General features: G+C 68.2%; 24 protein-coding genes. 21 read left to right on the top strand and 3 right to left on the bottom strand.

All coding sequences use genetic code 11. The annotated features are described in order from the left end of the window. Positions 1–137: 137 nt before the first annotated feature. The 7 genes from ACWEH3_RS25035 to helR all read left to right on the top strand — a co-directional run bounded on the left by ACWEH3_RS25035 (position 138) and on the right by helR (position 8,126). Positions 138–983: a helix-turn-helix domain-containing protein gene (locus ACWEH3_RS25035; RefSeq protein ID WP_450023528.1), complete on the top strand. Its 846-nt coding sequence runs from the start codon at positions 138–140 to the stop codon at positions 981–983. Between the two features lie 622 nt (positions 984–1,605). Beyond that, positions 1,606–2,250 carry an ABC transporter permease gene (locus tag ACWEH3_RS25030; RefSeq protein ID WP_355079357.1) on the top strand — a complete coding sequence of 215 codons (645 nt, stop codon included), beginning with the start codon at positions 1,606–1,608 and terminating at the stop codon, positions 2,248–2,250. Beyond that, on the top strand, positions 2,247–3,530 hold the full coding sequence (locus ACWEH3_RS25025) for an ATP-binding cassette domain-containing protein (protein ID WP_450023530.1): 1,284 nt from the start codon (positions 2,247–2,249) through the stop codon (positions 3,528–3,530). The genes ACWEH3_RS25030 and ACWEH3_RS25025 overlap by 4 nt, the downstream gene beginning before the upstream one ends. Continuing rightward, positions 3,527–4,264 carry an ABC transporter permease gene (locus tag ACWEH3_RS25020; protein WP_450023532.1) on the top strand — a complete coding sequence of 246 codons (738 nt, stop codon included), beginning with the start codon at positions 3,527–3,529 and terminating at the stop codon, positions 4,262–4,264. The genes ACWEH3_RS25025 and ACWEH3_RS25020 overlap by 4 nt, the downstream gene beginning before the upstream one ends. Beyond that, positions 4,261–5,247 (top strand): glycine betaine ABC transporter substrate-binding protein, encoded by a 987-nt coding sequence (locus ACWEH3_RS25015; protein WP_450023534.1) that lies wholly within the window; start codon positions 4,261–4,263, stop codon positions 5,245–5,247. The genes ACWEH3_RS25020 and ACWEH3_RS25015 overlap by 4 nt, the downstream gene beginning before the upstream one ends. 69 nt (positions 5,248–5,316) lie before the next feature. Next, positions 5,317–5,763: a nitroreductase/quinone reductase family protein gene (locus tag ACWEH3_RS25010; RefSeq protein WP_450023536.1), complete on the top strand. Its 447-nt coding sequence runs from the start codon at positions 5,317–5,319 to the stop codon at positions 5,761–5,763. Positions 5,764–5,915: 152 nt separating this feature from the next. Beyond that, positions 5,916–8,126, top strand: a complete 2,211-nt coding sequence (gene helR, locus ACWEH3_RS25005; RefSeq protein WP_450023538.1) for an RNA polymerase recycling motor ATPase HelR — start codon at positions 5,916–5,918, stop codon at positions 8,124–8,126. Here the strand turns inward: helR and ACWEH3_RS25000 are convergent. Further along, positions 8,111–8,446 (bottom strand): cupin domain-containing protein, encoded by a 336-nt coding sequence (locus ACWEH3_RS25000; protein ID WP_452358390.1) that lies wholly within the window; start codon positions 8,444–8,446, stop codon positions 8,111–8,113. The two genes, helR and ACWEH3_RS25000, sit on opposite strands and share 16 nt — an antisense overlap. 71 nt (positions 8,447–8,517) lie before the next feature. On the opposite strand from ACWEH3_RS25000, the gene ACWEH3_RS24995 reads away from it, so the two are divergent. Then, positions 8,518–9,279 (top strand): GlxA family transcriptional regulator, encoded by a 762-nt coding sequence (locus ACWEH3_RS24995; protein WP_450023596.1) that lies wholly within the window; start codon positions 8,518–8,520, stop codon positions 9,277–9,279. Positions 9,280–9,294: 15 nt separating this feature from the next. Further along, positions 9,295–9,465, top strand: a complete 171-nt coding sequence (locus ACWEH3_RS24990) for a helix-turn-helix domain-containing protein (protein WP_450023598.1) — start codon at positions 9,295–9,297, stop codon at positions 9,463–9,465. Between the two features lie 9 nt (positions 9,466–9,474). On the opposite strand, the gene ACWEH3_RS24985 is transcribed toward ACWEH3_RS24990, so the two are convergent. Next, a complete protein-coding gene (locus tag ACWEH3_RS24985; RefSeq protein ID WP_450023600.1) occupies positions 9,475–9,903 on the bottom strand; it encodes a hypothetical protein in 429 nt (142 codons plus the stop codon). A 172-nt stretch (positions 9,904–10,075) separates the two neighbouring features. Here ACWEH3_RS24985 and ACWEH3_RS24980 point away from each other — a divergent pair, with 172 nt between their 5' ends. From ACWEH3_RS24980 to katG, 10 genes are all read left to right on the top strand, one after another. Beyond that, positions 10,076–10,738, top strand: coding sequence for a TetR/AcrR family transcriptional regulator (locus ACWEH3_RS24980; RefSeq protein WP_450023602.1), 663 nt, complete (start codon positions 10,076–10,078; stop codon positions 10,736–10,738). Beyond that, entirely contained in the window at positions 10,689–11,912 is a 1,224-nt protein-coding gene (locus ACWEH3_RS24975) for an oxygenase MpaB family protein (protein WP_450023604.1), read from the top strand. Before ACWEH3_RS24980 ends, ACWEH3_RS24975 begins: the two co-directional genes overlap by 50 nt. 122 nt (positions 11,913–12,034) lie before the next feature. After that, positions 12,035–12,310, top strand: a complete 276-nt coding sequence (locus ACWEH3_RS24970; protein WP_450023606.1) for a hypothetical protein — start codon at positions 12,035–12,037, stop codon at positions 12,308–12,310. Positions 12,311–12,453: 143 nt separating this feature from the next. Beyond that, positions 12,454–13,128, top strand: a complete 675-nt coding sequence (locus ACWEH3_RS24965) for a hypothetical protein (RefSeq protein WP_450023608.1) — start codon at positions 12,454–12,456, stop codon at positions 13,126–13,128. 324 nt (positions 13,129–13,452) lie between these two features. Then, the gene (locus tag ACWEH3_RS24960) at positions 13,453–14,643 is read left to right on the top strand and encodes a glycoside hydrolase family 19 protein (RefSeq protein WP_450023610.1); all 1,191 of its coding nucleotides are present in this window, start codon (positions 13,453–13,455) and stop codon (positions 14,641–14,643) included. A 211-nt stretch (positions 14,644–14,854) separates the two neighbouring features. Further along, on the top strand, positions 14,855–15,616 hold the full coding sequence (locus ACWEH3_RS24955; RefSeq protein ID WP_450023612.1) for an enoyl-CoA hydratase: 762 nt from the start codon (positions 14,855–14,857) through the stop codon (positions 15,614–15,616). Between the two features lie 193 nt (positions 15,617–15,809). Continuing rightward, entirely contained in the window at positions 15,810–16,439 is a 630-nt protein-coding gene (locus tag ACWEH3_RS24950) for a hypothetical protein (RefSeq protein WP_450023614.1), read from the top strand. Further along, positions 16,337–17,506 (top strand): zinc-dependent alcohol dehydrogenase, encoded by a 1,170-nt coding sequence (locus ACWEH3_RS24945; RefSeq protein WP_450023616.1) that lies wholly within the window; start codon positions 16,337–16,339, stop codon positions 17,504–17,506. The genes ACWEH3_RS24950 and ACWEH3_RS24945 overlap by 103 nt, the downstream gene beginning before the upstream one ends. Positions 17,507–17,738: 232 nt before the next feature. After that, a complete protein-coding gene (locus ACWEH3_RS24940) occupies positions 17,739–18,182 on the top strand; it encodes a Fur family transcriptional regulator (RefSeq protein WP_355079392.1) in 444 nt (147 codons plus the stop codon). A gap of 35 nt (positions 18,183–18,217) precedes the next feature. Then, entirely contained in the window at positions 18,218–20,449 is a 2,232-nt protein-coding gene (katG, locus tag ACWEH3_RS24935; RefSeq protein ID WP_450023618.1) for a catalase/peroxidase HPI, read from the top strand. A gap of 207 nt (positions 20,450–20,656) precedes the next feature. On the opposite strand, the gene ACWEH3_RS24930 is transcribed toward katG, so the two are convergent. After that, entirely contained in the window at positions 20,657–21,175 is a 519-nt protein-coding gene (locus ACWEH3_RS24930) for a phosphate signaling complex PhoU family protein (protein ID WP_450023620.1), read from the bottom strand. Positions 21,176–21,323: 148 nt separating this feature from the next. On the opposite strand from ACWEH3_RS24930, the gene ACWEH3_RS24925 reads away from it, so the two are divergent. Further along, entirely contained in the window at positions 21,324–22,286 is a 963-nt protein-coding gene (locus ACWEH3_RS24925) for an MBL fold metallo-hydrolase (RefSeq protein ID WP_450023622.1), read from the top strand. Positions 22,287–22,587: 301 nt separating this feature from the next. Then, a complete protein-coding gene (locus ACWEH3_RS24920; protein ID WP_450023624.1) occupies positions 22,588–23,214 on the top strand; it encodes a hypothetical protein in 627 nt (208 codons plus the stop codon). Position 23,215 lies beyond the last annotated feature (1 nt).

Below are 23,215 nucleotides of genomic sequence, written 5' to 3'. Positions count from 1 at the left end.
GCTCACCGCCGCGGCGAGACACTCCGGTGGACGGCCGGAGACCGTTTCCACCGATCTGGCACGCTTCGCCCTCGAACGCGTCGACCCGTCCTGGGCGGCCCGCTCTCATCGCGGGTCGAGGCGGTTAGCCTGAGCGGGTGGCACCGATCGGGCTCGAGCATGACACCGGGTGGGATTTTCGCCGTTCGTCCGCCGCCGCACCGGTGGGCGGCACGGCGATGATCGGGTATCGCGCTCATGGGGCCGGCGGGTTGGACCTCCGGGTCACCGCGCTACCGGCGGTCACGGTGCTGATCGAGTTCGGGGAGAACGAACTGATCGTCGACAGCACGGCGGGCCGGCAGGCACTCAGCGGCTTCGTCTCCGGGTTTCCGCACGGGACGATGCGGGTGCGCACCGAGCGGGCCGAATGCATCGAGGCGCGCTTGTCGCCGCTGCAGTTCTATTCGTTGTCGACTATCGATCCGGTCGATCTGGGCCGCACGGTAGTCGGCTTGGACGATCTGTGGGGTCGCGGGGCGCTGTTGCTGCGTGAGCGGCTCGCCGGTGCCGAGACTTGGGAGGAGCGTTTCGCGCTGACGAGTTCGTTCTTGCGGCAGTGCGCCGACCCTACCCGGGCCCCGGACCCGGAAGTCGTCGCCAGTTGGCGACGCATCGTCGCGAGCCGAGGGCGGGTCCTGGTCGGCGAGCTCGCCGAATGCTGCGGATGGAGCCGCAAACGGCTGTGGTCCAGGTTCGAAGCCCAGATCGGACTGACCCCGAAGCGGGCCGCGATGCTGGTCCGGTTCCGGCACGCGGTCGAAGGCCTGCTGACGGGTCTTCCTGCCGCCGACGTCGCGGCGACCTGCGGATACACCGACCAGTCCCACCTCTGCCGGGACGTGTCGAGCTTCGCGGAGATCACGCCGGGTGCGCTGACGGCGGAGCCGCTCACCGCCATCTCGAAACACCGCTACCGAGTGTGGGGAACATTCTTCCGGTGAACGCCTTCAGCTCTCGCCACCCTGTCGCCACGCGCCCGGGGCAGGGCTCCGAGAGCTGAAGACGTGCCCGTCAAGCGATCAGCATGTCGCTCGACACCTGCCACAGCCGGGCCGTGATCCTGCCGGTGGATCTGCGCGCAGACCGGTGAGACGGCACCGGAGACGGCGAAGCACGCCCATTTCGATCCGGCTGACTGTAATGCTGGCCGCACCGGGGTAGGCGTGGTTTCCTCTGACCCGATCATCCGGTTCGAGCGAAAGGCCCTGGTATGTCCGCCGATCACACAGCCGGCATCGCATCCGCTCCGCAGGTGGTCGAGTCAGGTGGTCACGTCGGCGCGCCGAGCACCGTGACGGCGGGCAATGCCGGGCTCTACTCGACGGTCGACCCCGTCGCACGGGCGGCATAACCCGTTCTCGTGACCGGAGGACTCGTGCCCACAGAACTCGTGTCCGGCAAAGAATCGGTTACGGTCGAAAAGGAGCGCGAATTCGGCCGTGCGGCGATTCGCTTTCCGCGTGCCGCCGGAAATCGAACCCGCTTTGTCCACGACTTTTCGCCGGCTCGCGCGGCTGTACACGGACAGGCACCGACCGGTCTTCGGCTGACGATGGGAATCCCGTGAATTTATGGAGCTATATCCGGGGGCGGGGCGAAGTCCTGGCGTTCCTGACCTATCAACACGCCTCCCTGGCGTTCCAAACCGTTCTGGTCGGAACGGTGGTCGCCGTCCTCATCGCGGTGGCGGTCTATCGGCTGCCGCTGCTGTCCGCGCTGTCGCTGACCACCAGCCGGGTCGCGCTGACGATTCCTTCGCTGGCACTGCTGGCTATCCTGCTGGTCCCGTTCGGGCTGGGGGTCGTCCCGTCGTTCGTGATGCTGGCGTTCTTCGCGGCGTTGCCGGTGGTCGGCAACGCGATCGTGGGGTTGCGGTCGGTGCCCGCCTCGGTCGTCGAATCCGCCCGTGGGATCGGCTTCTCGCGCCGGCGCATTCTGCTGACCGTCGAATTGCCGATCGCCTGGCCGGTGATTCTCACCGGTATCAGGGTGTCCACGCAGATGATCGTCGGGGTCGCCGCCATCGTGGCCTACGTCCTCGGACCGGGCCTCGGATCGCTGATCTTCAACGGCCTCTCCCGCCTCGGCGGCGCGAACTCCCTGGAGATGGCGCTCACCGGAACCATCCTCATCGTCATCATCGCGCTGGTGTTCGACGCACTCCTCGTCCTGCTCGGACGCCTCACGATCGCAAAGGGACTGTCATGACCGCGCATGTGACCAACGGGCCCGCTCCCGCGCCGACGCAACGCTCGGTGACCGGTGCGTCCATCACACTGGACTCGGTCGTCAAGCGCTACAAAGGCCAGGACAAGCCTGCGGTGCGGCGCCTCGACCTCGAGATCGAGGCGGGAGACATCGTCGCGTTCGTCGGCCCGTCCGGGTGCGGCAAGACGACCACGTTGAAGATGATCAACCGCTTGATCGAGCCGACCGAGGGCCGCATCTTCATCGGCGGCCGCGATGTCACCAGGGAGGACCCGGACAAGCTCCGGCAGTCGATCGGATACGTCATCCAGTCCGGCGGCCTGTTCCCGCACTGGACCGTCGCCAGGAACGTCGGCGCCATCCCTCGGGTGCTCGGGTGGGACAAGAAGCGCATCGCCGAACGCACCGAGTACCTGCTCGATCTGGTCGGTCTGGATCCCGCCACCTTCGCCGACCGGCTGCCGAAGGACATGTCCGGCGGACAGCAGCAGCGGGTCGGCGTAGCGCGTGCGCTCGCCGCCGACCCGCCGGTGCTGCTCATGGACGAGCCGTTCGGCGCGGTCGATCCGATCACCCGGGTTCGCCTGCAGGACAGCTTGATCGCGATCCAGCAGGAACTCGGCAAGACCATCGTGATCGTCACCCACGACTTCGAAGAGGCCACCAAGCTCGGCGACAAGGTGCTCATCCTGTCCGAAGGCGGGCAGGTCGAGCAGTACGCGAGCCCGGAGGAGATCCTCACCGATCCGGCCACACCGTTCGTGGAGGAGTTCGTCGGGTCCGGTGCGAAGCTGGCCTATCTGACCGTGTCGCGGGTGCGCGACGTCGCCTACGACGATGTGATCACCGCGCGGATCGGCGAGTCGGCGCGGGGCGTGATCGACCGCGCCGAGGCCGCCGGACAGACCTGGGTCGTCGTCGTCGACGAGGCCGGACGGCCCCGGTCGTGGCCTTCGCTCACGGAGTTGGCGACCAAACCGGAGGTCTCCGACTACCTCGATCGGCGGTTGCCCGTGGTCGCACGATCCTCGACGCTCAACGACGCGCTCGACGCCATGCTCGCCACCAGCCAAGGCGCCGCCCTGGTCACCGACGGCCGCGGCGCGGTCCTCGGCTCACTCAGCATCGACACGGTCACCGACGTGATCCGGACCAAACTCGCCGAAGGCCGCGCCGACGCGGAGGACCTCTCCTACGTCACCTACGTCGACGGAACCGATCCGGCGCCCACGCCGGTGGTCGCCGCCGACGAGGAACCCGGATCGGACGAACCGTCATGAGCCGTCTGCGCCGCCTGCCGATCGACGTGTGGTTCGAACCGATCGTCATCCTCGTCATCGCTGTCGGATACATCCTCTGGTACCGGTCGACGACATTCACCGCGACCGAGCAGGCGTCCCTCGGCTGGGACAACCTGCGGACCACGATCGCACAGCACATCGAGCTGACCGTGGTGGCCACGGTGATCGTGGTGGTCGTCGCGATTCCGCTCGGCATCGCGCTGACCCGCCCCGCGTTGCGGCGGCTCGAGCCCATCGCGGTCAATATCGCCAATATCGGCCAGGCCGCGCCCGCGGTCGGGCTGCTCGTGCTGTTCACCTTCTGGCTGGGCACGGGATTCCGCACGGCGATCGTCGGTCTCGTCGTGTACGCGGTGCTGCCCATCCTGCAGAACACGATCGTCGGGCTCCGGCAAGTCGATCAGCGCACCATCGAGGCGTCCCGCGGCATCGGCTATTCCGCCGCGCGCACGCTGTTGCAAGTCGAACTGCCGCTCGCGGTCCCGGTGATTCTGAACGGGGTGCGCACAGCGTTGGTGATCCTCGTGGGCACCGCGACGTTGAGCACGTTCATCGGCGCGACCAGCCTCGGCACGCTGATCACCACCGGCGTCACCCTCTTCCTGCCCAAACTGCTGGTCTCCGGCGCGATTCTGGTCGGACTCCTGGCGTTGATCATCGACTGGCTCGGCCGACTGGTGGAACTGGCCGCGACCCCACGAGGTATCTCATGAGATCGCCACGAGCCCGGCTGGTCACCCTGCTCTGCGCACTCGTCGTATCGGCGGCGGCGCTCGCCGGGTGCGGTCTGGTGAGCTCCTCGGGAACCTTCCACGACGCGCGCCTGCCCGGCGGTGATCGGCCGCTGGACGGCGCCGAGCTGGTCGTCACCTCGAAGAGCTTCACCGAGGGGGTGCTGCTGGGCAAGATCACCGCGACCTACCTGGCCGCGGCGGGCGCGAAGGTCACCGACCTGACCGGGGCGCCGGGGTCGGCCTCGTCCCGGCAGGCTCAGCTGGGCGGCGACGCCGATGTGCTCTGGGAGTACACCGGCACCGGCTGGGTCAACTACCACAACCAGACCGAGACGATCTCCGACCCGACCGAACTCTGGCAGCGCGTGCACGACATCGAGAAGCGCGACCACGATCTGGAGTGGCTGCCGCCGGCGAACTTCAACGACACGTACGCTTTCGGCGCCTCGACCCCGACCGCCGAACGCCTGCATGTGAAGTCGCTGTCCGACGTGGCCGCACTCCCGGTGCCCGACCGGACATTCTGCGTCGACGACGAATTCTTCAGCCGCGCCGACGGTTTCATTCCGATGCTGCAGAAATACGGTATCCCCTACAACGATCCGAACGGTGTCCCCTCCGGCAACGTCACGCGGATGGACGCCGGTGTCGTCTACACGGCCACGGCCAAGAGCGCCCCGTGCAATTTCGGCATGATCTACACCACCGACGGCCGGGTCAAGAACCTGAACCTGGTGGTCCTCGACGACGACCGGAAGTTCTTCCTGCCCTACAGCGGCACCGCCGTCGTGCGCGGCGCGATCATCGATCGGTACCCGCAATTGCGCGCGCTGCTCGCAACCATCTCCGAGCACCTCACCGACGAGCTGATGCAGGATCTCAACGGCCGGGTCGACATCGACGGCGAAGACCCCGCCGACGTCGCCTACGACTGGCTGAAGAGCGCGAGGCTGGTCGAGTAGGGCCGGGACGATTTCGGCCGCCGCGACATGCCCGGAATGGACCTCGCCCATCGGACAGTTGCCATGCATATGACCGAGATCGACAAGGACAGACTGGCTTCCGACACCGACGCGCTGGACGGCTTCAACCGCGGCATCGTGGAAGAGTTCCGCGCCAACGGCGGCGAGGTCGCCGGCTTACCGGGCGGCAGGCTACTGCTGCTCCACACGACGGGCGCGAAGTCGGGCGCGCCCCGGCTGTCACCGCTGGCGTATGTGACCGTCGACGGGCGGATGCTGGTAGTCGGCTCCTACCTCGGCTCGCCCAAGGATCCGGCGTGGGTGCACAACCTGCGTGCCGACGCGCGTGCCCGAGTCGAGGTCGGCACCGATGCCTATGCCGTGATCGCTCGTGAGTTGCCGCGCGACGAACGCGACCGGTATTTCGAGCGAGTTGTCGAGCTGGCGCCCGTTCTCGCGGACTACCAGGCGAAGACCGAACGCGTCATTCCGCTGTTCGAACTCACCCGCGTCTGACCCCATCCACCTACAACCTATAGCGCACCCGGGGGCTTGCGGCAAGACCCGGGTCGTGCCGCAGAATCGCTGGCTGCGGCGTTACTGCTCGATGCCAGCAGGCGAGCAGCGGCGTCCGCGCGGGATCGTCGAGCCACGAAACGGAGGGGCCTGTGTCAACTCAGGGGTACGAGGACGAATTGCGGTCCGAGCGGAGCTACGTGGCCGGGCTCTACACGCGGCTCGACGCCGAGCGCGCGCGAGCGAGGAGCGGATACACCGCCGCTCTGCGCGGAAACGGCGGAACGCCGATGGAACGGGATGTCGAGGTGCGCACGCTGGCCAGGGAGGTGAAGCGGCTGGACGTGGCGGACAACGGGCTGTGTTTCGGGCGATTGGACGCCTTGTCGGGCGAACGTTCCTACATCGGCCGGATCGGCCTGTTCGACGCACAGAACGAGTACGAACCGCTGTTGCTCGATTGGCGGGCGCCCGCGGCGCGCGCGTTCTACGTCGCCACCGCCGCCAGCCCGGAGAACATGCGCAGGCGCAGGCAATTCCATACCCGCGGGCGCCGGGTGGTCGATTTCACCGACGAGGTCCTCGGCCGCCCCGGCGGCGCCGAGCGAGGCGACGCGGCGCTGCTCGCGGCGGTCGACGCGCCGCGTGGCGAGGGGATGCGCGACATCGTGGCGACGATCCAGGCCGAGCAGGACGAGATCATCCGGCTCGACCACCCGGGCGTGCTGGTGATCGAGGGTGGCCCCGGCACCGGCAAGACCGTCGTGGCGCTGCACCGCGTCGCGTATCTGCTCTACACCCAGCGGGAGCGGATGGAACGCCACGGCGTGCTCGTGGTCGGCCCCAACCCGGCGTTCCTGAACCACATCGGCCGCGTTCTGCCGTCGCTGGGCGAGACGAACGTCGTGTTCACGACCACCGGCGACCTGGTGCCCGGCCTGCACGTCACCGCGGAGGACGACCCGGACACCGCCCGGCACAAAGGGTCGCTGCGGATCCTGGACGTGCTCGCGGCGGCCGTAGCCGATCGGCAGCGGGTACCGGAGCATCCGCTGTCGATCGAATTGTCCGACGTCACCGTGCGAATCGACGCCGAAACCGCGGAGTGGGGCCGGGAGGAGGCGCGGGCGAGCGGGCTACCGCACAACGAAGCTCGCGCCGTGTTCACCGAGATCGTCACCTGGGTGCTCACCGAGCGGGCGATCGCCCGCATCGGCCGGGGCTGGCTGACCCGCGACGACCGCGAAGCATGGGAGAACCTGCGGTCGGACCTGCGCGCGGAACTCGCGGACAACGACCGGTTCACCGCCGCGCTCGACGAACTCTGGCCGACCCTGACACCGGAGACGCTGTTGGCGGAGCTGTACGAATCCCCGGAACGGCTGGCAGCGGCGGGCGCCGACCCGGCCCTCCTGCGCCGCAGAGGCGATGCCTGGACGGTGTCGGACGTGCCGCTGCTCGATGAATTGGTCGATCTGCTCGGCCGTGTGCAGCGGGACGACGACACCGAGCGGGAACAGCAGGCCCAGGCCGAGTACGCGGCGGGTGTGCTGGACATTCTGGTCAGCCGCGAGGACATGATGGACGACGAGGACCACTTGTTCGCCCAGGACCTGCTCTACGCGGAGGATCTGGCGGATCGCTTCGTCGAGCGCGACACCCGGGAACTCGCCGAACGCGCGGCGGCGGACCGGGACTGGACCTACCGGCACGTCGTGGTGGACGAAGCCCAGGAACTGTCCGAAATGGATTGGCGGGTGCTGATGCGGCGCTGCCCGGGGCGATCTTTCACGATCGTCGGCGATCTCGCCCAACGCCGGTCGGCCGCCGGAGCGACCTCGTGGGGCGCGATGCTGGATCCGTACGTACCCGGCCGGTGGGTCTACCGATCGCTGACGGTGAACTACCGCACCCCGGCGGAGATCATGACCGTCGCCGCCGAGCTGCTCGCCACGTTCGCACCCGGCGTCCAGCCACCGGAGTCGGTTCGCGCATGCGGCGTACGGCCGTGGTCCAGGCAGGTCACCGCCGACGAAATAAGTTCCGCCATAGACGAATTCGTCCGCGACGAAGCCTCACGCGAAGGCACCAGCGTCGTGATCGGGCCACCGGAGGTGCCGGGCGCGGTGGCGGCGGCGGAGACCAAGGGTTTGGAATACGACGCCGTCCTGGTCGTGGAGCCGCAACGAATTCTGGCCGACGGCCCGCGCGGCGCGGCCGAACTCTACGTCGCCCTCACTCGCGCCACCCAACGTCTCGGCGTGCTGCACCAAGGGCCACTGCCGCAGGCGCTGACCGGCCTCGCCGAAACCTCGACGCCCGTCGGGGCCGGAGACCGCTGGCGCGGTCAGCCTTCCGGGTAGAAGACGAACAGCGTGCAGCCGGTCGCAGTCCCCGGCACGTGCCACGATCCGGCCGGGGCGTGCAGGAACGTCCCGGCCGGGTAGTCGCGCGCGCCGTCGTTGAAGGTGCCCGCGACCACGTAGACCTCCTCGGGGCCGGGCTCGTGGACGTCGCGGCGCGGCCACGACGTACCCGGGTCCATCTCCAGCAGGTTGGCGCTCGCCCCGGACGGCCCGGTCCATAGGTGCCGAACCCGGATTCCGGGAAATAGCTCCCGGATCGGGGATTCCGCGACGGACACAGAGGTGTAGCCCTCCTGGGCGAGGATTTCGGAATGCATGGCCTTCACGGTGCCGCCTGGAAGCAGACCGAGAAAGTGTCCAGTCTGCCGCCACCGGGTACATTCTTGCCATGCATCGCGTGGTAGCCCTGGTGCGGCCGGTGCAGTCGACATTCGAGCTGGGCTGCGCCGCGGAGGTTTTCGGCACACAGCGGGCCGGGGTGCCGCACTACTACGAGTTCGAGGTGTGCACGGAGACGCCAGGGCCGGTACCGACATCGGCCGGGTACACGCTGGAAGTGTCGCAGGGCCTTTCGGCGCTCGCTTCCGCGGACACCGTGCTCATCCCCGGCTGGGCGCCGGTGGAGGCGCCACTCTCGGCCGCCGTGCGTTGCGCGCTGCTGCGGGCGCACGCCCGTGGGGCGCGGCTCGTCACGATCTGCTCCGGAGTGTTCGCGCTGGCCCGCACGGGCTTGCTGGACGGACGCTCGGCGACGACGCACTGGGCGCGCGCCGCACAGCTGGCGCGGGAATTCCCGGAGGTTCGGGTGGAACCGGACGTGCTCTATGTGGACCACGGCGATGTCGCCACGAGCGCCGGAGCGGGCGCGGGCATCGACCTGTGCCTGCACCTGGTCCGGAAGGACCATGGGGCAGCGCATGCCACGCTCGTCGCGCGGCACATGGTGATGCCGCCGCACCGCGAGGGCGGCCAAGCACAATACGCCCCGCCCGCACCACCCATGGACGCGCTGGACGGCCTGCTCGAGTGGGCCGGCGCGCGGCTCGGGACAGCGCTGTCGGTCGGCGATCTGGCCGCACACCTCAGCGTTTCGCCGCGCACGCTGGCCCGGCGTTTCGCCGATCAGCTCGGCACGAGCCCGGGGGCATGACTGCTGTCCCGCCGGGTGGCCGAGGCGCGCACCCTGCTGGAGGAGACGAACCTGCCGGTGGAGGCGATCGCGGCACGGGTCGGCCTGACCTCCGCGGTCAACCTGCGCCGCCGCTTCCGCGCCCAGGTGGGCACGACCCCGGGCGCCTACCGGCGAGCGTTCCGGGGCACGGGAATACAGGTCTGACAGGGAAAGTCACCGAGGCGACCGCTCATCCGCGGGTAGTCGGCAGCCCACGGTCGCGGTGATCGTCATCGACCGGGCATCGGCGAACACCGACAGTTCGGTGTTGCTGTCCCACTCGGCCCCATCCGAGCCTTCGAACGTGACGTACCGGTCCGGTGACGATGCCGCACCCGGCAGCATGTCCGTCGCACCCACGGACGCGGCCGGCGCTCGGGCCGTTTCCTGGAACCCGGGCCAGGCCCCGACCGACGCCATCCGCTGCTCGGCCACCTCCGAAGCCGGTAGTCCGGCCAATTCCGCTGCGGCGGTGGCGATCTCCTCGGCCGAAGGCGGCGGAGCAGGCTCACCGAGCAAGGTCGCGCATCCGCCCGTCCAAGCCGCGAACGCGAGCCCGGCGGACCAGCGCAGCGCTACGGTGGGCCATCGCAGTCCGGTCATCGTCTCCCACGTTTCCCGCGGCCGCACGGATCGGGAGTCCGCTTCCCGCGCAATTCTATTCGTGGCGGGTGATCCGGGAGCGACAACGTGGCGCTGCGACGATCGCGACCGGTGTCACGGCCACACTCGTCGAATCATTGACTCAATGACACAGTCTTTATATGTTTGTATCATGAGCGAGGGTTCCGACGGCGTCGACGAACGGATCATGGACGCCGCGCTCGAACGCATCCTGCAGGTCGGGATCCGCCGGTCCAGCCTGGAGGACATCGCCCGCATGGCCGAGCTCAGCCGGATCACCATCCACCGCCGGTTCGCGGGCAAGGACAACCTGATCCAAGCGGTGCTGGCCCGCGAGACCCGACGCATGCTCGCGGAGGTGACCGCGATCGCCGCCACCGCCATCGACGTGGACGCCCAGATCGAGGACACGATGCTGCACGTCCTCTTGCAGACCCGCATCCACCGGCTGGTCACCCAGCTGCTGCGGGTCGCGCCGGACGAAGCGTTGCGCTTCTCCACCGTCCAGGGCGAACGCCTGGTGTCCATCGGCATCGAGTACATCGTCGGCATGCTCACTCATGCCCAGTCCGCGGGCCTCGTCGACGAGTACGACCCGCGCCCGGTGGCCGAACTCGTCGCCCGCCTGGCCCACTCGCTGATGCTCACCCCCGGCGGCGGCAGCGTCGACTTCACCGACGACGACCGCGCCCGCGCCTTTGTCCGCACCACCATCGTGCCTTTGATGAAACACGGCATCACCCGCCCCGACGAGGAGCCCACCCATGACGACGTCCGCGACAATCCCGGCCCGGCATCCCGATCGGCCTCGTAAGGCGCCCGGCCTCGGCCCGCTCGCCGCGCTGCTGCGCATCGGGAAACCCTCCCCGCAGCGCTGGCAGCTGCTCGGCGCCTCGTTGCTCGTCGGCGACGAGCCGATGGACAGCCTCGTCGAGTGGATGTACACCGAAGGCATGGCCGTCACGCGGCCGTTGTTCGAGCAGGCACTCCGGTCGGGCATCGACAGCATCCCCGGCGCGCCCGCGCCGCTGCGCGAGTTCTTCACCGCCGTCGAGGACACCCCTGCCTGGGTCGACCCGAAGTTGTTGCGCGACGGCGAGCGTGTGTTCCGTTCCGGCGGCAACGACGGGCTGTATTTCGCCCGTGACGTCTCCTTCATCGGCGGCTATCTGGCCTCCGGTTTCAACAAGACCCTTCTGCGCACCGGCGCCCTGGAGAAAGGCCCCGCCCGCCGGTTCGCCGAGACCCTGCAATGGGCGATGGACGTGTCCACCGAGAACGGCATGGACCGTTACGGTGTCGGCTACCGCTCCACCCTGCACGTGCGCCTCATCCACTCGCTGGTCCGCAGGCACGTCGCCGCCATGCCCGACTGGCGCACCGGGGAATGGGGCCTGCCGATCAACCAGACCGACATGGCCGCCACTCTCGTCGGTGCCCTGCTCGCTCCCGTCGTCGGCGGCATGGCGCTCGGCGTCATCCTCTCCCCCCGTGAGCTGGCCGCCGCCGCCCACCTCACCCGCTACGTCGGCTGGCTGATCGGCGTCGAAGAGCAATGGCTGCCCACCAGCTTCCGCGACGGCATCGCCATCCTCGACCACTGCTTGACCGCCATCACCAATCCCGACGAGACCAGCCGCCAGCTCGCCCTACCTATGGCCGACGATCCACTGAACTGGTCCTATCCCAACCTGCCCACGCTGCGCGGCCGGCTCGCCCGCTCCCAGCACCTGTCGGTCAGCAGCGCCTTCCTCGGACCCAAGGCGATGCGTATCCTCGGCCTGCCCGCCTATGTCCCGCCCTGGTACCCGGCGCTGCGCATCCCGGTCAACCTCGTGCGCACCGCCTACACCCACCTGACTCCCGGCGGCCTCGACCGCGCCGCCATCCACGGACGCGAGCAGCAGGAAGCCTTCCTGCGGCGCCTCATCGGCGAAACCAGCGCCACGATAGGGCATTCCGCGCCGCGGCTGGATCGCACCGCTTGACCGCCGATGCGGCAGCGCGACCCCGCCGGTGCTGCGGGACAGCCCATATCGGCGGCGCGTCGGAGAATCTCGCGACGAGCCACCGCTCCATCTGGACCACCGCCGCCGCGCACCGAGCACCATTGCGCTACCAGCTCATCACGACGACCGAGACCGCGAAAGGCACGGCGAACCTCAGGTTCTGCTTCACCGACCGACCACCTGACCTGACGAACGGCTTTCCGGCTGACGCCGCCCGGGAAAGGCTGCCGTCGCTGGGTTCACGCTTGTCAACACGTCCTGATGCCGACGCCGCCCGCGCGGGTGCGAGCACACACGGCGAGGAGCCGGCCCACCGCAGCGCCGACCTGGACGAACAACCCGCGGCAGTCGGCGAGACGGTGAACCGAGCGCGGTAGCCGAGGCCGTTGGTTCGGGCATGCGACGCGGACGAGTATGCGCTGTTGTCGACAACGTCACCGGTCGGTCTATCTACACTGACAACGCTGAGCACCACCGGATCGACGCCTTGTCCGAAACCACACTTCGACGGAGAAGTTCTATGTCCGGCCGCCGGAACCCCAAGCGCAACAACAACTCACGTCGTCCGAGTACCGTACCGGCGATTCGGTATCCGGCCCGATCCGTCATCGACATCCTGCTGCCCGCCATGATCACGCGCCGCAGCGGTGCGCCGACCACCGACACCGGCCTCGTCCACGTCTGGGGTTTCACCGGCACCGGCGAGGACGACAGCGCGAGTGCGGCGGGCTTCGCGGAATTCTCGCCCAACGACACCCCCACCGTGGCGGGCTCTCCCATCCTGGACATCGCCGGGCGGATGATGGCGGGTATGAACGGCCGCCTGTGGGGATTCGGGCTGGCCCACCAGGCCGCCACGGACGCCGTCGTGCACGGGATCGACAACCAGCCCGACACGATCACCCCATCGCCGGACGGGCCGGAAGAATCCTCCACCCCCAAGGAAGTGTGGGCCGCCAGCATCTTCGACGCCCGCGGAAGGGAGATCACCCAGCTGCGCTACGTGCATCTGCCGGAGCTCGAACCGATCACCTTCGACAGCGACACCCTCGATCGGCGCAGCACCATTCACGACTGGATCGACCGAGTCCAGACCGGAGTCATCTCGGCGCACGTCTGGGCGGCGGCCCTTGCCCTGGACGCGGAACGCAACCGAGCCGTCCTCGCGCAACTGGAACAGCGCCTGCTGAGCTGACCGCGGCGCCCGCCGAACCCGATGGGATGGCGTTCGGCGGTGTAGGTGTCGAGCAGACCGCCGGGCGCCCAGGCCGGCATGAGCCCGACCGGCCCGGCGCCGACCACCACCACTTCACGTGTCTCGTTCATGCGAAACACTGTGCGGCGGACGGATTGCCCGGCACTCGCACCGGCATGCATGCCGCTTGCGCCGGAGTCGTCACCACCTGAGTCGGCAGACACTCGAAGCGCTCGCTCGATATTCCCCGCCGGGTGAGACCGCCTTGTCAAAGCTGGGGAGAGACTGGCGGACGTTTGCGCTGGTCATGCGAGAATCGTGGACATGGGCACCCCCTACGACCCGTTGCAGGCGGATCCCTGGGGGCGGGCACGATACGGTCTGCTCGCACTACCGGCCAAGGTACTCGGGTCGGATCCGACCCCGCCGGCGTCCTCGGCGGTCGCCGATACCCGGAAACAGATCGAGAGTCTGATCGCCCCACCACAAGCCTCGGCCACGCTGCGGGAAGTCATCGAGTTCACTCGAAACGCCTTGGATCTCATGGTCGACCAACTCGGCAACGGACACCCCGAGGGCATTCCGGACCTGATCGTCCTGCTCGATGAGGCCGACTTGTACGACGTGGCCAACGAGTCCATCGTCACCACGCATTACAACGAGAAGTCCGGAAAGCTGGCCCGCCTTGCCGACGATCTGAAAGCCCAAGCCACGGAAATATCCGGCAAGGTGGGCGACGTGGCGAAGGACAACATCGCGTTGATCGGAACGATCGGAGACGAGGCAGCACGTCTCGCACCGGTGCTGCAAGCTGCCACGGTGGCGGTCTCGGCGCGCTCGAAGAAATTGTCGCCGACCGAGGAGAAGGCCCTCCTGACCGAAGTCGTCGCAACCCTCGTGCGGGTGGAGACGAAATTCGCCGCGGTCGCCGGGCACAATGCCGACCGGGCCGGGACCACGGGCCCGCTGAGCCTGGAGCAACTGGAGCGGATCTTCCCCGGCACATCCCGCGCGAAATTGCGGGAGTACCTGCCCTACCTCGACCAGGCGATGCGCGACTTCGGGATCGACACGCCGAAGCGGGAAGCCGCTTTCCTAGCCCAGATCGGGGTGGAAACCGACGACCTGAAAACGCTCGACGAATACGGTGACGACGAATATTTCAACCGCCTCTACGGGCCCGGCTCCAGCGTGGGCCGAAGCTTGGGCAACAACAAGCCCGGCGACGGCGCCCGCTTCCACGGCCGTGGCGCGTTGCAGCTGACCGGTCGCAACAACTACCGGAAGGCGGGCGACGCCCTCGGTGTCGATCTCGTCGGCGATCACAAGCTGGCCGCCGATCCGAAGTACGCCTTCGCAACCGCTGGGTGGTTCTGGGACGCCAAGGATTTGAACGACCGGGCCGACGAATCGGATGTCGGCGCGATCACCAGATCGATCAACGGAGGTTCCAATGGCGCTTCGGAGCGCAAGGAGAACTACGACCGTGCCCGCAAGGTACTCGACGCGGAATGAACGCAAATTGTTCGCCACGCATCCGCGGACCTGTGCAAATGGTATCCAAGCGTTCGCCGTCGGTTCACGAACGGAGTTGCCGCCGATCGACTGACGCGGTCGGCGCGGCCCGTGGCAGCGGTCGGCGACCACGTTCGCGATCGGGCATCGTCCGACACGGTGCGCGGTCCCGAGCGTCTTTCCGACCGTCCCCGGCGCCTACGATCCGGTCATGGCGGAGATCAGGAGTGAGCGGCGGGACAAGGTCGCGGTCATCACCGTGCACGACCCGGATCGGCGGAACGCGTTGACACCGGCGCTGTCCGAACAACTGGCCGCCGCGGTGGCCGAGGCCGAGCGCGATACCGGCGTGCACGCGGTGCTCATCACCGGAACCCCGCCCGCATTCTGCGCCGGAGCCGATCTGAGCGCGCTCGGTGCGGCACGCGAGGAAGGGCTGCGGGTGATCTACGACGGATTCCTCGCGGTCGCGCGCTGCGCACTGCCCACCATCGCGGTGGTCGGCGGCGCCGCCGTCGGCGCGGGACTCAATCTGGCGCTGGCCGCGGATGTCAGGATCGCCGGTCCCCGCGCGCGGTTCGACGCGCGATTCCTGCGGCTCGGCCTTCATCCCGGCGGCGGGATGACCTGGATGCTGCAACGCGCCGTCGGACCGCAACAGGCCGCCGCGATGACGCTGTTCGGAGAGATCCTCGATGCCCGGTCGGCGCTGAGCGCCGGATTGGCGCACCGGGTGATCGACGGCGATCACGACGCGCTGCTCGCCGGAGCGATCGACTTCGCCGGCGGCGCGGCCGAAGCTCCGCGCGATCTGCTCATCACCACCAAGCGCACCATGCGCCACACCGCGAACCTCGACGCCCACGCCGATGCCGTCGACGCCGAGATCGTGCCGCAGGTCGCCTCCCTCGACTCCCCGGAATTCGCCGCGCGCCTGACAGCGAAGCAGGCGGAGATCGGCCGATCGAGATGAACGGCGGCGGCGCGGTGTGGGCGGAGGTCGGCGGAGCCGGACGAAATCGGTTTGGCGTTTCCGGCGGCGGGTAGCCGCTCCGAGACCGCATAGGAAGCGCACGACTCTGCGGCCGATGGTTCGTGTCCGAATCGCAGGGTCCCTTCGTGTGTGTCGGGTGCCTTGCGACCACGGAGACCGACAGGAGGGCCCTATGCACTACATCGATGACACCAAACACCTGCTCAGCGATCTCGTGGGACGGGTGATCGAGTCGGCGACCAGCTACTCGGGCAGCCAAACCGTGACCATCGCCCGGCCACGAGCCGAGGTCGAGCAGTTCTGGCGCGACCCGACGAGCCTATCCGAGGTACTCGGCGAGATCGCCGAGGTCAGATCTCCCGCTCCGTCGACCTACGAGTGGAGGCTGCACGCGGGCGCCGACGGACACACGACCTGGAAGACCACACTGCGCGAGGAGGACGGACACTTCCGGTTCGTCGGCTCCGCCGACCAGGACGCAGGCCAGGGTCTCGAAATCGAACTCACCTTCCGGGAAGCACCGCGAAATCTCGGGACCGAAGTGACGATGCGAGCCCGGACCCCGCTGCCCGACCTGCTGACGGGCGCGGGCATGTTCACGCGCTCTACCGAGCCCGAGCCCGGCTGCAGACCGGCGAAATGCCCACCCTGGCCCACAATCCGAGCGCCCGCTCTTCCGCTCGGTGAACAGGAGGAGACATGCACGCGCTCTGCTGGAACGGCGTCAACGAACTCGCCGTGGAAACCGTCCCCGATCCGGTTCTGGTCAATCCGCACGATGTCATCGTCCAAGTCCGCCTGACCACCACCTGCGGGTCCGATCTGCACTTCATCGACGGATATCTGCCGGGAATGCGGGAAGGCGACGTCTTCGGCCACGAATTCATGGGCGAGGTCGTAGAAACCGGAGCCGAAGTCACCTCGATCGCCGTGGGTGACCGTGTCGTGGTCCCGTCCTTCATCGGGTGCGCATCGTGCTGGTATTGCGACCACGAACTGTATTCCCTCTGCGATACCACCAATCCGAACAGCGCTCTGCAACAACCGCTTTTCGGCTACCCGACCGGCGGAATCTACGGCTACACCCATCCCTTCGGGGGTTATCAGGGTTCCCATGCGCAATATGTCCGTGTCCCCTTCGGCGACACCAACTGTTTCCGGATACCGGAGGGCATCACCGACGAACAGGCATTGTTCGTGTCCGATGCCGTGCCGACGGGACTGATGGGCGCCGAATTCTGCGACATCCACCCCGGCGACACCGTCGCGGTGTGGGGCAGCGGCGGCGTCGGGTTGATGGCCGGGCACACGGCACGCCTGCTCGACGCCGAGCGGATCTTCGTCATCGACCGCCTTCCCGAGCGGCTGCGTGTGGCGGAAGAGCAGTTCGGCGCGGAAACCATCGACTACACCGCCGTCGACAGCGTTTACGAGGTCCTGCGGGAAAGTACCGGTGGGCGCGGCCCCGACGCCTGCATCGAGGCCGTCGGGATGGAAGGACACGGCACCGGACTCCAGCAACTCTACGATCGGGCCAAACAGTTGCTCCGGCTGGAATCGGATCGCGCGACACCGCTGCGGGAAGCGATTCTCGCGTGCCGGAAAGGCGGCATCGTCTCGGTGCTCGGCGTATACGGTCTCACCGACAAATTCCCCATGGGCGCCGTGACGAACAAGGGCCTCACCATTCGCACGGCACAGCAATACGGCCAGCGGTTCGTACCCCGCATGTTCGATTACATCCAACAGGGCGATCTCGACCCCTCCTACCTGATCACCCACGACATGCCGCTCGACGACGCGGTATACGGCTACGACGTCTTCAAGCACAAAAAGGAAGGCTGCATCCGATCCGTTTTCCGGCCCTGAGCGGGCCCATGTGGCCGCAGCGCCGAGATAGCTCGTTGGTTGCCCATCCGATCCGGTCGCCGGATCCTCCGCGCCTCGTCGGCTCGATCGAATCGCCGCAAACGCCCACGCGCTCTGCGCGGCAGTGGGTACGCTGCGCGACGACCCTCGAGGCGGCCTCCGCGCGACCCGTACCGCGCAACTTCCGAACAAACTCTTGACTCGTTCCAGAAAACGGACGAGACTTCCGAGCATGCCAACGGCCTCGGAGTTCCAGCAGATGCTGCGAGGAGTTTCGCTACGTGTGACCCGCCCGCGGGTCGCGGTGCTCAGCGCGGTGCACGACCACCCGCACGCCGACACGGAGTCGATCATCCGCGCTGTTCGATCCGCGCTGCCCGAGGTGTCCCACCAAACGGTCTACGACTCCCTGAACGCACTCACCGCCACCGGCCTGGTCCGGCGTATCCAGCCGTCCGGGTCCGTCGCCCGCTACGAATCGCGGGTCGGCGACAACCACCATCACGTCGTATGCCGAGGGTGCGGGGTGATCGCCGATGTCGACTGCGCCATCGGCGAGGCCCCGTGCCTGACCGCGTCCGATGACAGCGGGTTCTCGATCGATGAAGCCGAGGTCATCTACTGGGGCCTGTGCCCCGATTGTGTGGAATCACAGGCTTCCCGATCACATTCGTGATCGCAGCCCACATCACTCATTCAGGAAGGAATGCTGTGTCATCCGATAGCCGCCCGCCCAATCCTGACACCAAGACCCACAGCGCGAGCGAGAGCGAGAACCCGGCGATCCCGTCCCCCACCGCGAAGACGGACCACCGCCCCCGCAGCAACAAGGACTGGTGGCCGGAGCAGATCGATGTCTCGGTGCTGCACGCCCATACGTCCAAGTCCAACCCGCTCGGGGAGGACTTCAACTACCCAGAAGAATTCAAGAAGCTCGACGTCGACGCCCTCAAGGCCGACGTGGCGGCGGTCCTGACCAATTCGCAGGACTGGTGGCCCGCCGACTACGGCCACTACGGCGGCCTGTTCATCCGGATGAGCTGGCACGCCGCGGGCACCTACCGCATCTCCGACGGCCGCGGCGGCGGCGGTCAGGGCGCGCAGCGTTTCGCGCCGCTGAACAGTTGGCCGGACAACGCCAACCTGGACAAGGCGCGCAGGCTGCTGTGGCCGGTCAAGCAGAAGTACGGCAACAAGATCTCCTGGGCCGACCTGCTGGTGTTCGCGGGCAACGTGGCCCTCGAATCGATGGGGTTCAAGACCTTCGGCTTCGGCTTCGGCCGGCCGGACATCTGGGAGCCGGAGGAGGTCTTCTGGGGTCCGGAGGACACCTGGCTCGGCGACGAGCGCTACAGCGGTGACCGCGAGCTGGCCAACCCGCTCGGCGCCGTCCAGATGGGCTTGATCTATGTGAATCCCGAAGGGCCCAACGGTCAGCCGGATCCCGTGGCCGCGGCGCGCGACATCCGCGAGACATTCGGCCGCATGGCGATGAACGACGAGGAGACCGCCGCGCTGATCGTCGGCGGACACAGCTTCGGCAAGACGCACGGCGCGGGCGATGCCAGCCTGGTCGGCGCCGAGCCGGAAGGCGCTCCCCTCGAACAGCAGGGCCTGGGCTGGAAGAGCGCCTACGGCACCGGCAAGGGCAAGGACGCCATCACCAGCGGCCTGGAGGTCGTCTGGACCGCCACCCCGACCAAGTGGGGCAACGGCTTCCTGCAGAACCTCTACGGCTACGAATGGGAGCTGACCAAGAGCCCCGCCGGGGCCTGGCAGTGGAAGCCGAAGGACGGTGCGGGCGAGGGCGCGATCCCGGATCCGTTCGGCGGCCCCGCGCGTACGCCGACCATGCTGACCACGGACCTGTCGCTGCGCGAAGACCCGATCTACCGGGAGATCACCCGGCGCTGGCTCGATCACCCCGAGGAGCTGGCCGAGGCGTTCGCCAAGGCGTGGTACAAGCTCCTGCACCGCGACATGGGCCCGATCAGCCGCTACCTCGGCCCGTGGGTTCCCGAGCCGCAGCTGTGGCAGGATCCCGTTCCCGCCGTCGATCACGAGCTGATCGACGAGCAGGACATCGCGGAGCTGAAGAGCAAGGTGCTCGAGTCCGGCCTGTCGGTCGCGCAACTGGTCAAGACCGCCTGGGCCTCGGCAGCCAGCTACCGCAGCACCGACAAGCGCGGTGGCGCCAACGGTGCCCGGATCCGGCTCGAGCCGCAGAAGAACTGGGAAGTCAACGAGCCGGACGAGCTGGCCAAGGTGCTGCCGGTGCTCGAGCAGATCCAGCAGAACTTCAACGGTTCGGCCTCCGGCGGCAAGAAGGTCTCGCTCGCCGACCTGATCATCCTGGCCGGGTCCGCGGCGATCGAGAAGGCCGCCAAGGACGCGGGCCACGAGGTCACGGTGCCGTTCGCACCCGGACGCACGGACGCCACCCAGGAGAACACCGACGTCGAGTCGTTCGCGGTGCTCGAACCGCGGGCCGACGGGTTCCGCAACTACACGCGGACCGGCGAGAAGGCTCCGCTGGAGCGCCTGCTGCTCGATCGGGCGTACATGCTGGACGTAACGGCTCCGGAGCTGACGGTGCTCATCGGTGGTCTGCGCGCTCTGGGCGCCAACTACGGCGGCACCGACCACGGTGTGTTCACCGACCGGCCGGGCGTGCTGACGAACGACTTCTTCGTCAACCTGCTCGACCAGAACACCGAGTGGAAGGCATCGGAGTCGGCGGAGAACGTCTACGAAGGCTTCGACCGCGCCTCCGGTGCGGCGAAGTGGACGGCGACGGCCAACGACCTCATCTTCGGATCGCACTCCGTGCTGCGGGCGGTGGCCGAGGTGTACGCGCAGGACGACGCCGAGGCGAAGTTCGTCGACGACTTCGTCGCTGCGTGGGTCAAGGTGGTCGACAACGACCGGTTCGATCTCGCCTGATCGATATTCGACGATCCAGGCCGGTCCTTCGTGGCCGGCCTGGATCGTCTCGTCACGGACCTATATCGAGCGCGCGACCTCGTCGTCCGGGCGGCGCCCGGTGGTCATGTACAGGGTGCGGCGGCCCACCTCGACGGCGTGGTCGCCGAAGCGTTCGTAGTAGCGGCCGAGCAGAGTGACGTCGACCGCGGCTGCGGTGCCGTTGTCCTATCCTTCGGCCAGGATCGCCTCCAGTAGGTCGCGGTGCAGATCGTCCATGGTGTCGTCGCGAGCGTCGAGGTCCGCGGCGTCGCCGGGGTCGGCGGTGGTCAGCACACCGACCGCGGCGTCGGCGAGGTCGACAGCCGCCGCACCCATGTGGGTCATCAGGTCTCGCACCGGTTCGGGGACCACGCCGGCGGGATGCCTGCGTCTGGCGGCGTCGGCGATGTGCTCGGTCAGCGCGCTCATCCGGGTGAGGTCATCGACCAATTGCAGCGCCGTCACCACCTGCCGCAGTTCTCCCGCGACGGGAGCTTCGAGGGCGAGCAGGGTGACCGCGGCGTGCTCGGCGTCCTCGCGCATCGCGGCGGTTTCGGCGCAGTAGTCGATGGTGCGTTCGGCCAGCTCCAGATCCGCGCCGAGCAGGGCGTCGGTGGCCATCGCGATGGCCTCCCGATTGCGCACGCACATCGCTCGCAAGTGGTCGGCGAGCTGCTCGAGGTGATCGTGGAAGCGGGTGCGCACCCCTCCATCATCGCGCGCATCCCGCCGGCGCGCTGCGGGTCCGCGATCGCGCACCGGTCGACTGCCGGAACCTGAGTTAACATCGTGGTTTGCCTGAGAAAGCTGTTCGTCGGCCGTGCCGCTGCCGGTCGGGCTGGAAGGGGCGGGTGTGGATCTGCCATCAGCGGGGCCGTTGACGGCGCGGACCGGTACCGCCGGGACGTGGTGGTCGTGTTGCGCCGCCGGGATGTCGATGCCGTGGCGCACGCTGCAGCCGCGACGTCGCGACACGGAGTTGCTCGACACGCTCACCGACGCGGGATTGCCCCCGGCGCGAGCCAGGGTCCGGCTGACCGCGCTCATCCATGGTGTGCGGCCCGCTCCGGCCTACGGGGTGATCGAAGGAGCGTTGCGGCCGCCCTCGGTAGCGATCGCTATGACCAGTTTTCTGGTCGAACACCCACAGGCTCGTTTCGTGGTCGATCCGGCGATGTGCGCCGACGTACACGCCCGGGTCCTGCCGCAGCTGCGCCGCCCGTATCGCGATCTCGTCGCTCCACGTAAATCGCTTGTCGGCCTGGCCGATGCGCTCGCGATGTCCGCTGTCCCCGTGGACGCACTCGACTTCGCGATCGCGACGCACATCCACTGGGACCACGTGGCCGGACTGCTCGACCTGCCGGCATCCCTCGCGTTGCGGGTGACCACGGCCGAATTGGGATGGGCGACGAACCCCGAGACGGCCCCCGTGGGCGTCGCGGAGTCGCTCGGCTCACGACCGACACCGGCCTTCGACCTCGACGGGCCTCCAGTACTCACCTTTTCCCGCAGCCACGACCTCTTCGGCGACGGCTCGGTGCTGGCGGTGGACCTTTCCGGGCACACCCCTGGCAGCATCGGGCTCGTTCTCGCGGTAGCGGACGGGGGCACCGTGCTGTTGGCGGGCGACGCCGTCTGGCGGCGGGAGCAGATCCGGCTGCTGCGCGAGAAACCCCCGCTGCCAGGGCTTCTCGTCGACCACGACCGATCCGCCGCGTTCGCAGCGATCCACCGCCTGCACCGCCTGCCCGCGGACGTCGAGGTCATTCCCACCCACGACCACACCGCGGCGAAAAGATGGGCGCATCGATAACCGCGCGGTCTGGTGTACTGGGCCGCCCCCTTCGCCAGCATCCGTGACCCGGAGCCGCGCTGGTCACCAGACGCGGCGTACCTCGCTCATCTCCTGACGCGATCGATGAGGGCGGGCAGCTCAGAGGCGGCCAGCGGCGCCCGGAACTTCTGATCCGCGGTCTCCGAACCCGCCGGATCACAAGAAGACGGGGCCAAGGTCCCGCGGCAAGTGTCGGTTCGACTCTGTGCACGGTCTTTCACGCCGCATAGCGTCCGAAGTATCCGCGTTCGGCGAGGCGCGGTGCGGAGGAGAGCCAGCCATGCGTGCACGAGTCGTCTACGAATCGATGTTCGGCAACACCGCGGCGGTCGCGGAAGCCATCGCGGAAGGGCTGCGCGAGCACGCCGACGTCGAAGTCGTGCCGGTGGCCGCGGCCGCCGAAGTGCCCGCTCCGAAGGTGCATCTGCTCGTGGTCGGCGGACCGACCCGCACCTTCCGGCTCGGCCGTCGGCGTACCCGCCGCGACGCCACCAAGCGAACCGATGCGCCGATCGCCGATATCGGTGTCCTGGAGTGGCTCGAAGCGGCACTGCCCGTTCCGCGGGGGCACACTGCCATCGCGTTCGCCACCAAACCGGCCGGTCAGTCGTGGCCGCCCGGATCGACCGCACGCGGCATCGGAAAACGACTGCGGCGCTTGGGCTATGCCCTCGCCGACGACCCGATGGATTTCCTCCTCGAAGACTCGACCGGCCCGCTCGGTCCAGGAGAGCTGGAACGCGCCCGTGCCTGGGCCGCGCGCATCGCCCACACCGAACTGGATCGGATCTCGCACCCGGATTGCCGGCACCGGAACGATGCACGAGATCAACGACTCGACCAATGGGCAGCTCCGGCTGACGACCGCGGTCGAGCGGTACCGCCGCACAGGCGGAAGAGCCGGTGAT

The organism is Nocardia sp. NPDC004718, assembly GCF_053601535.1.
This window is presented reverse-complemented; position numbering and strand designations above follow the sequence as displayed.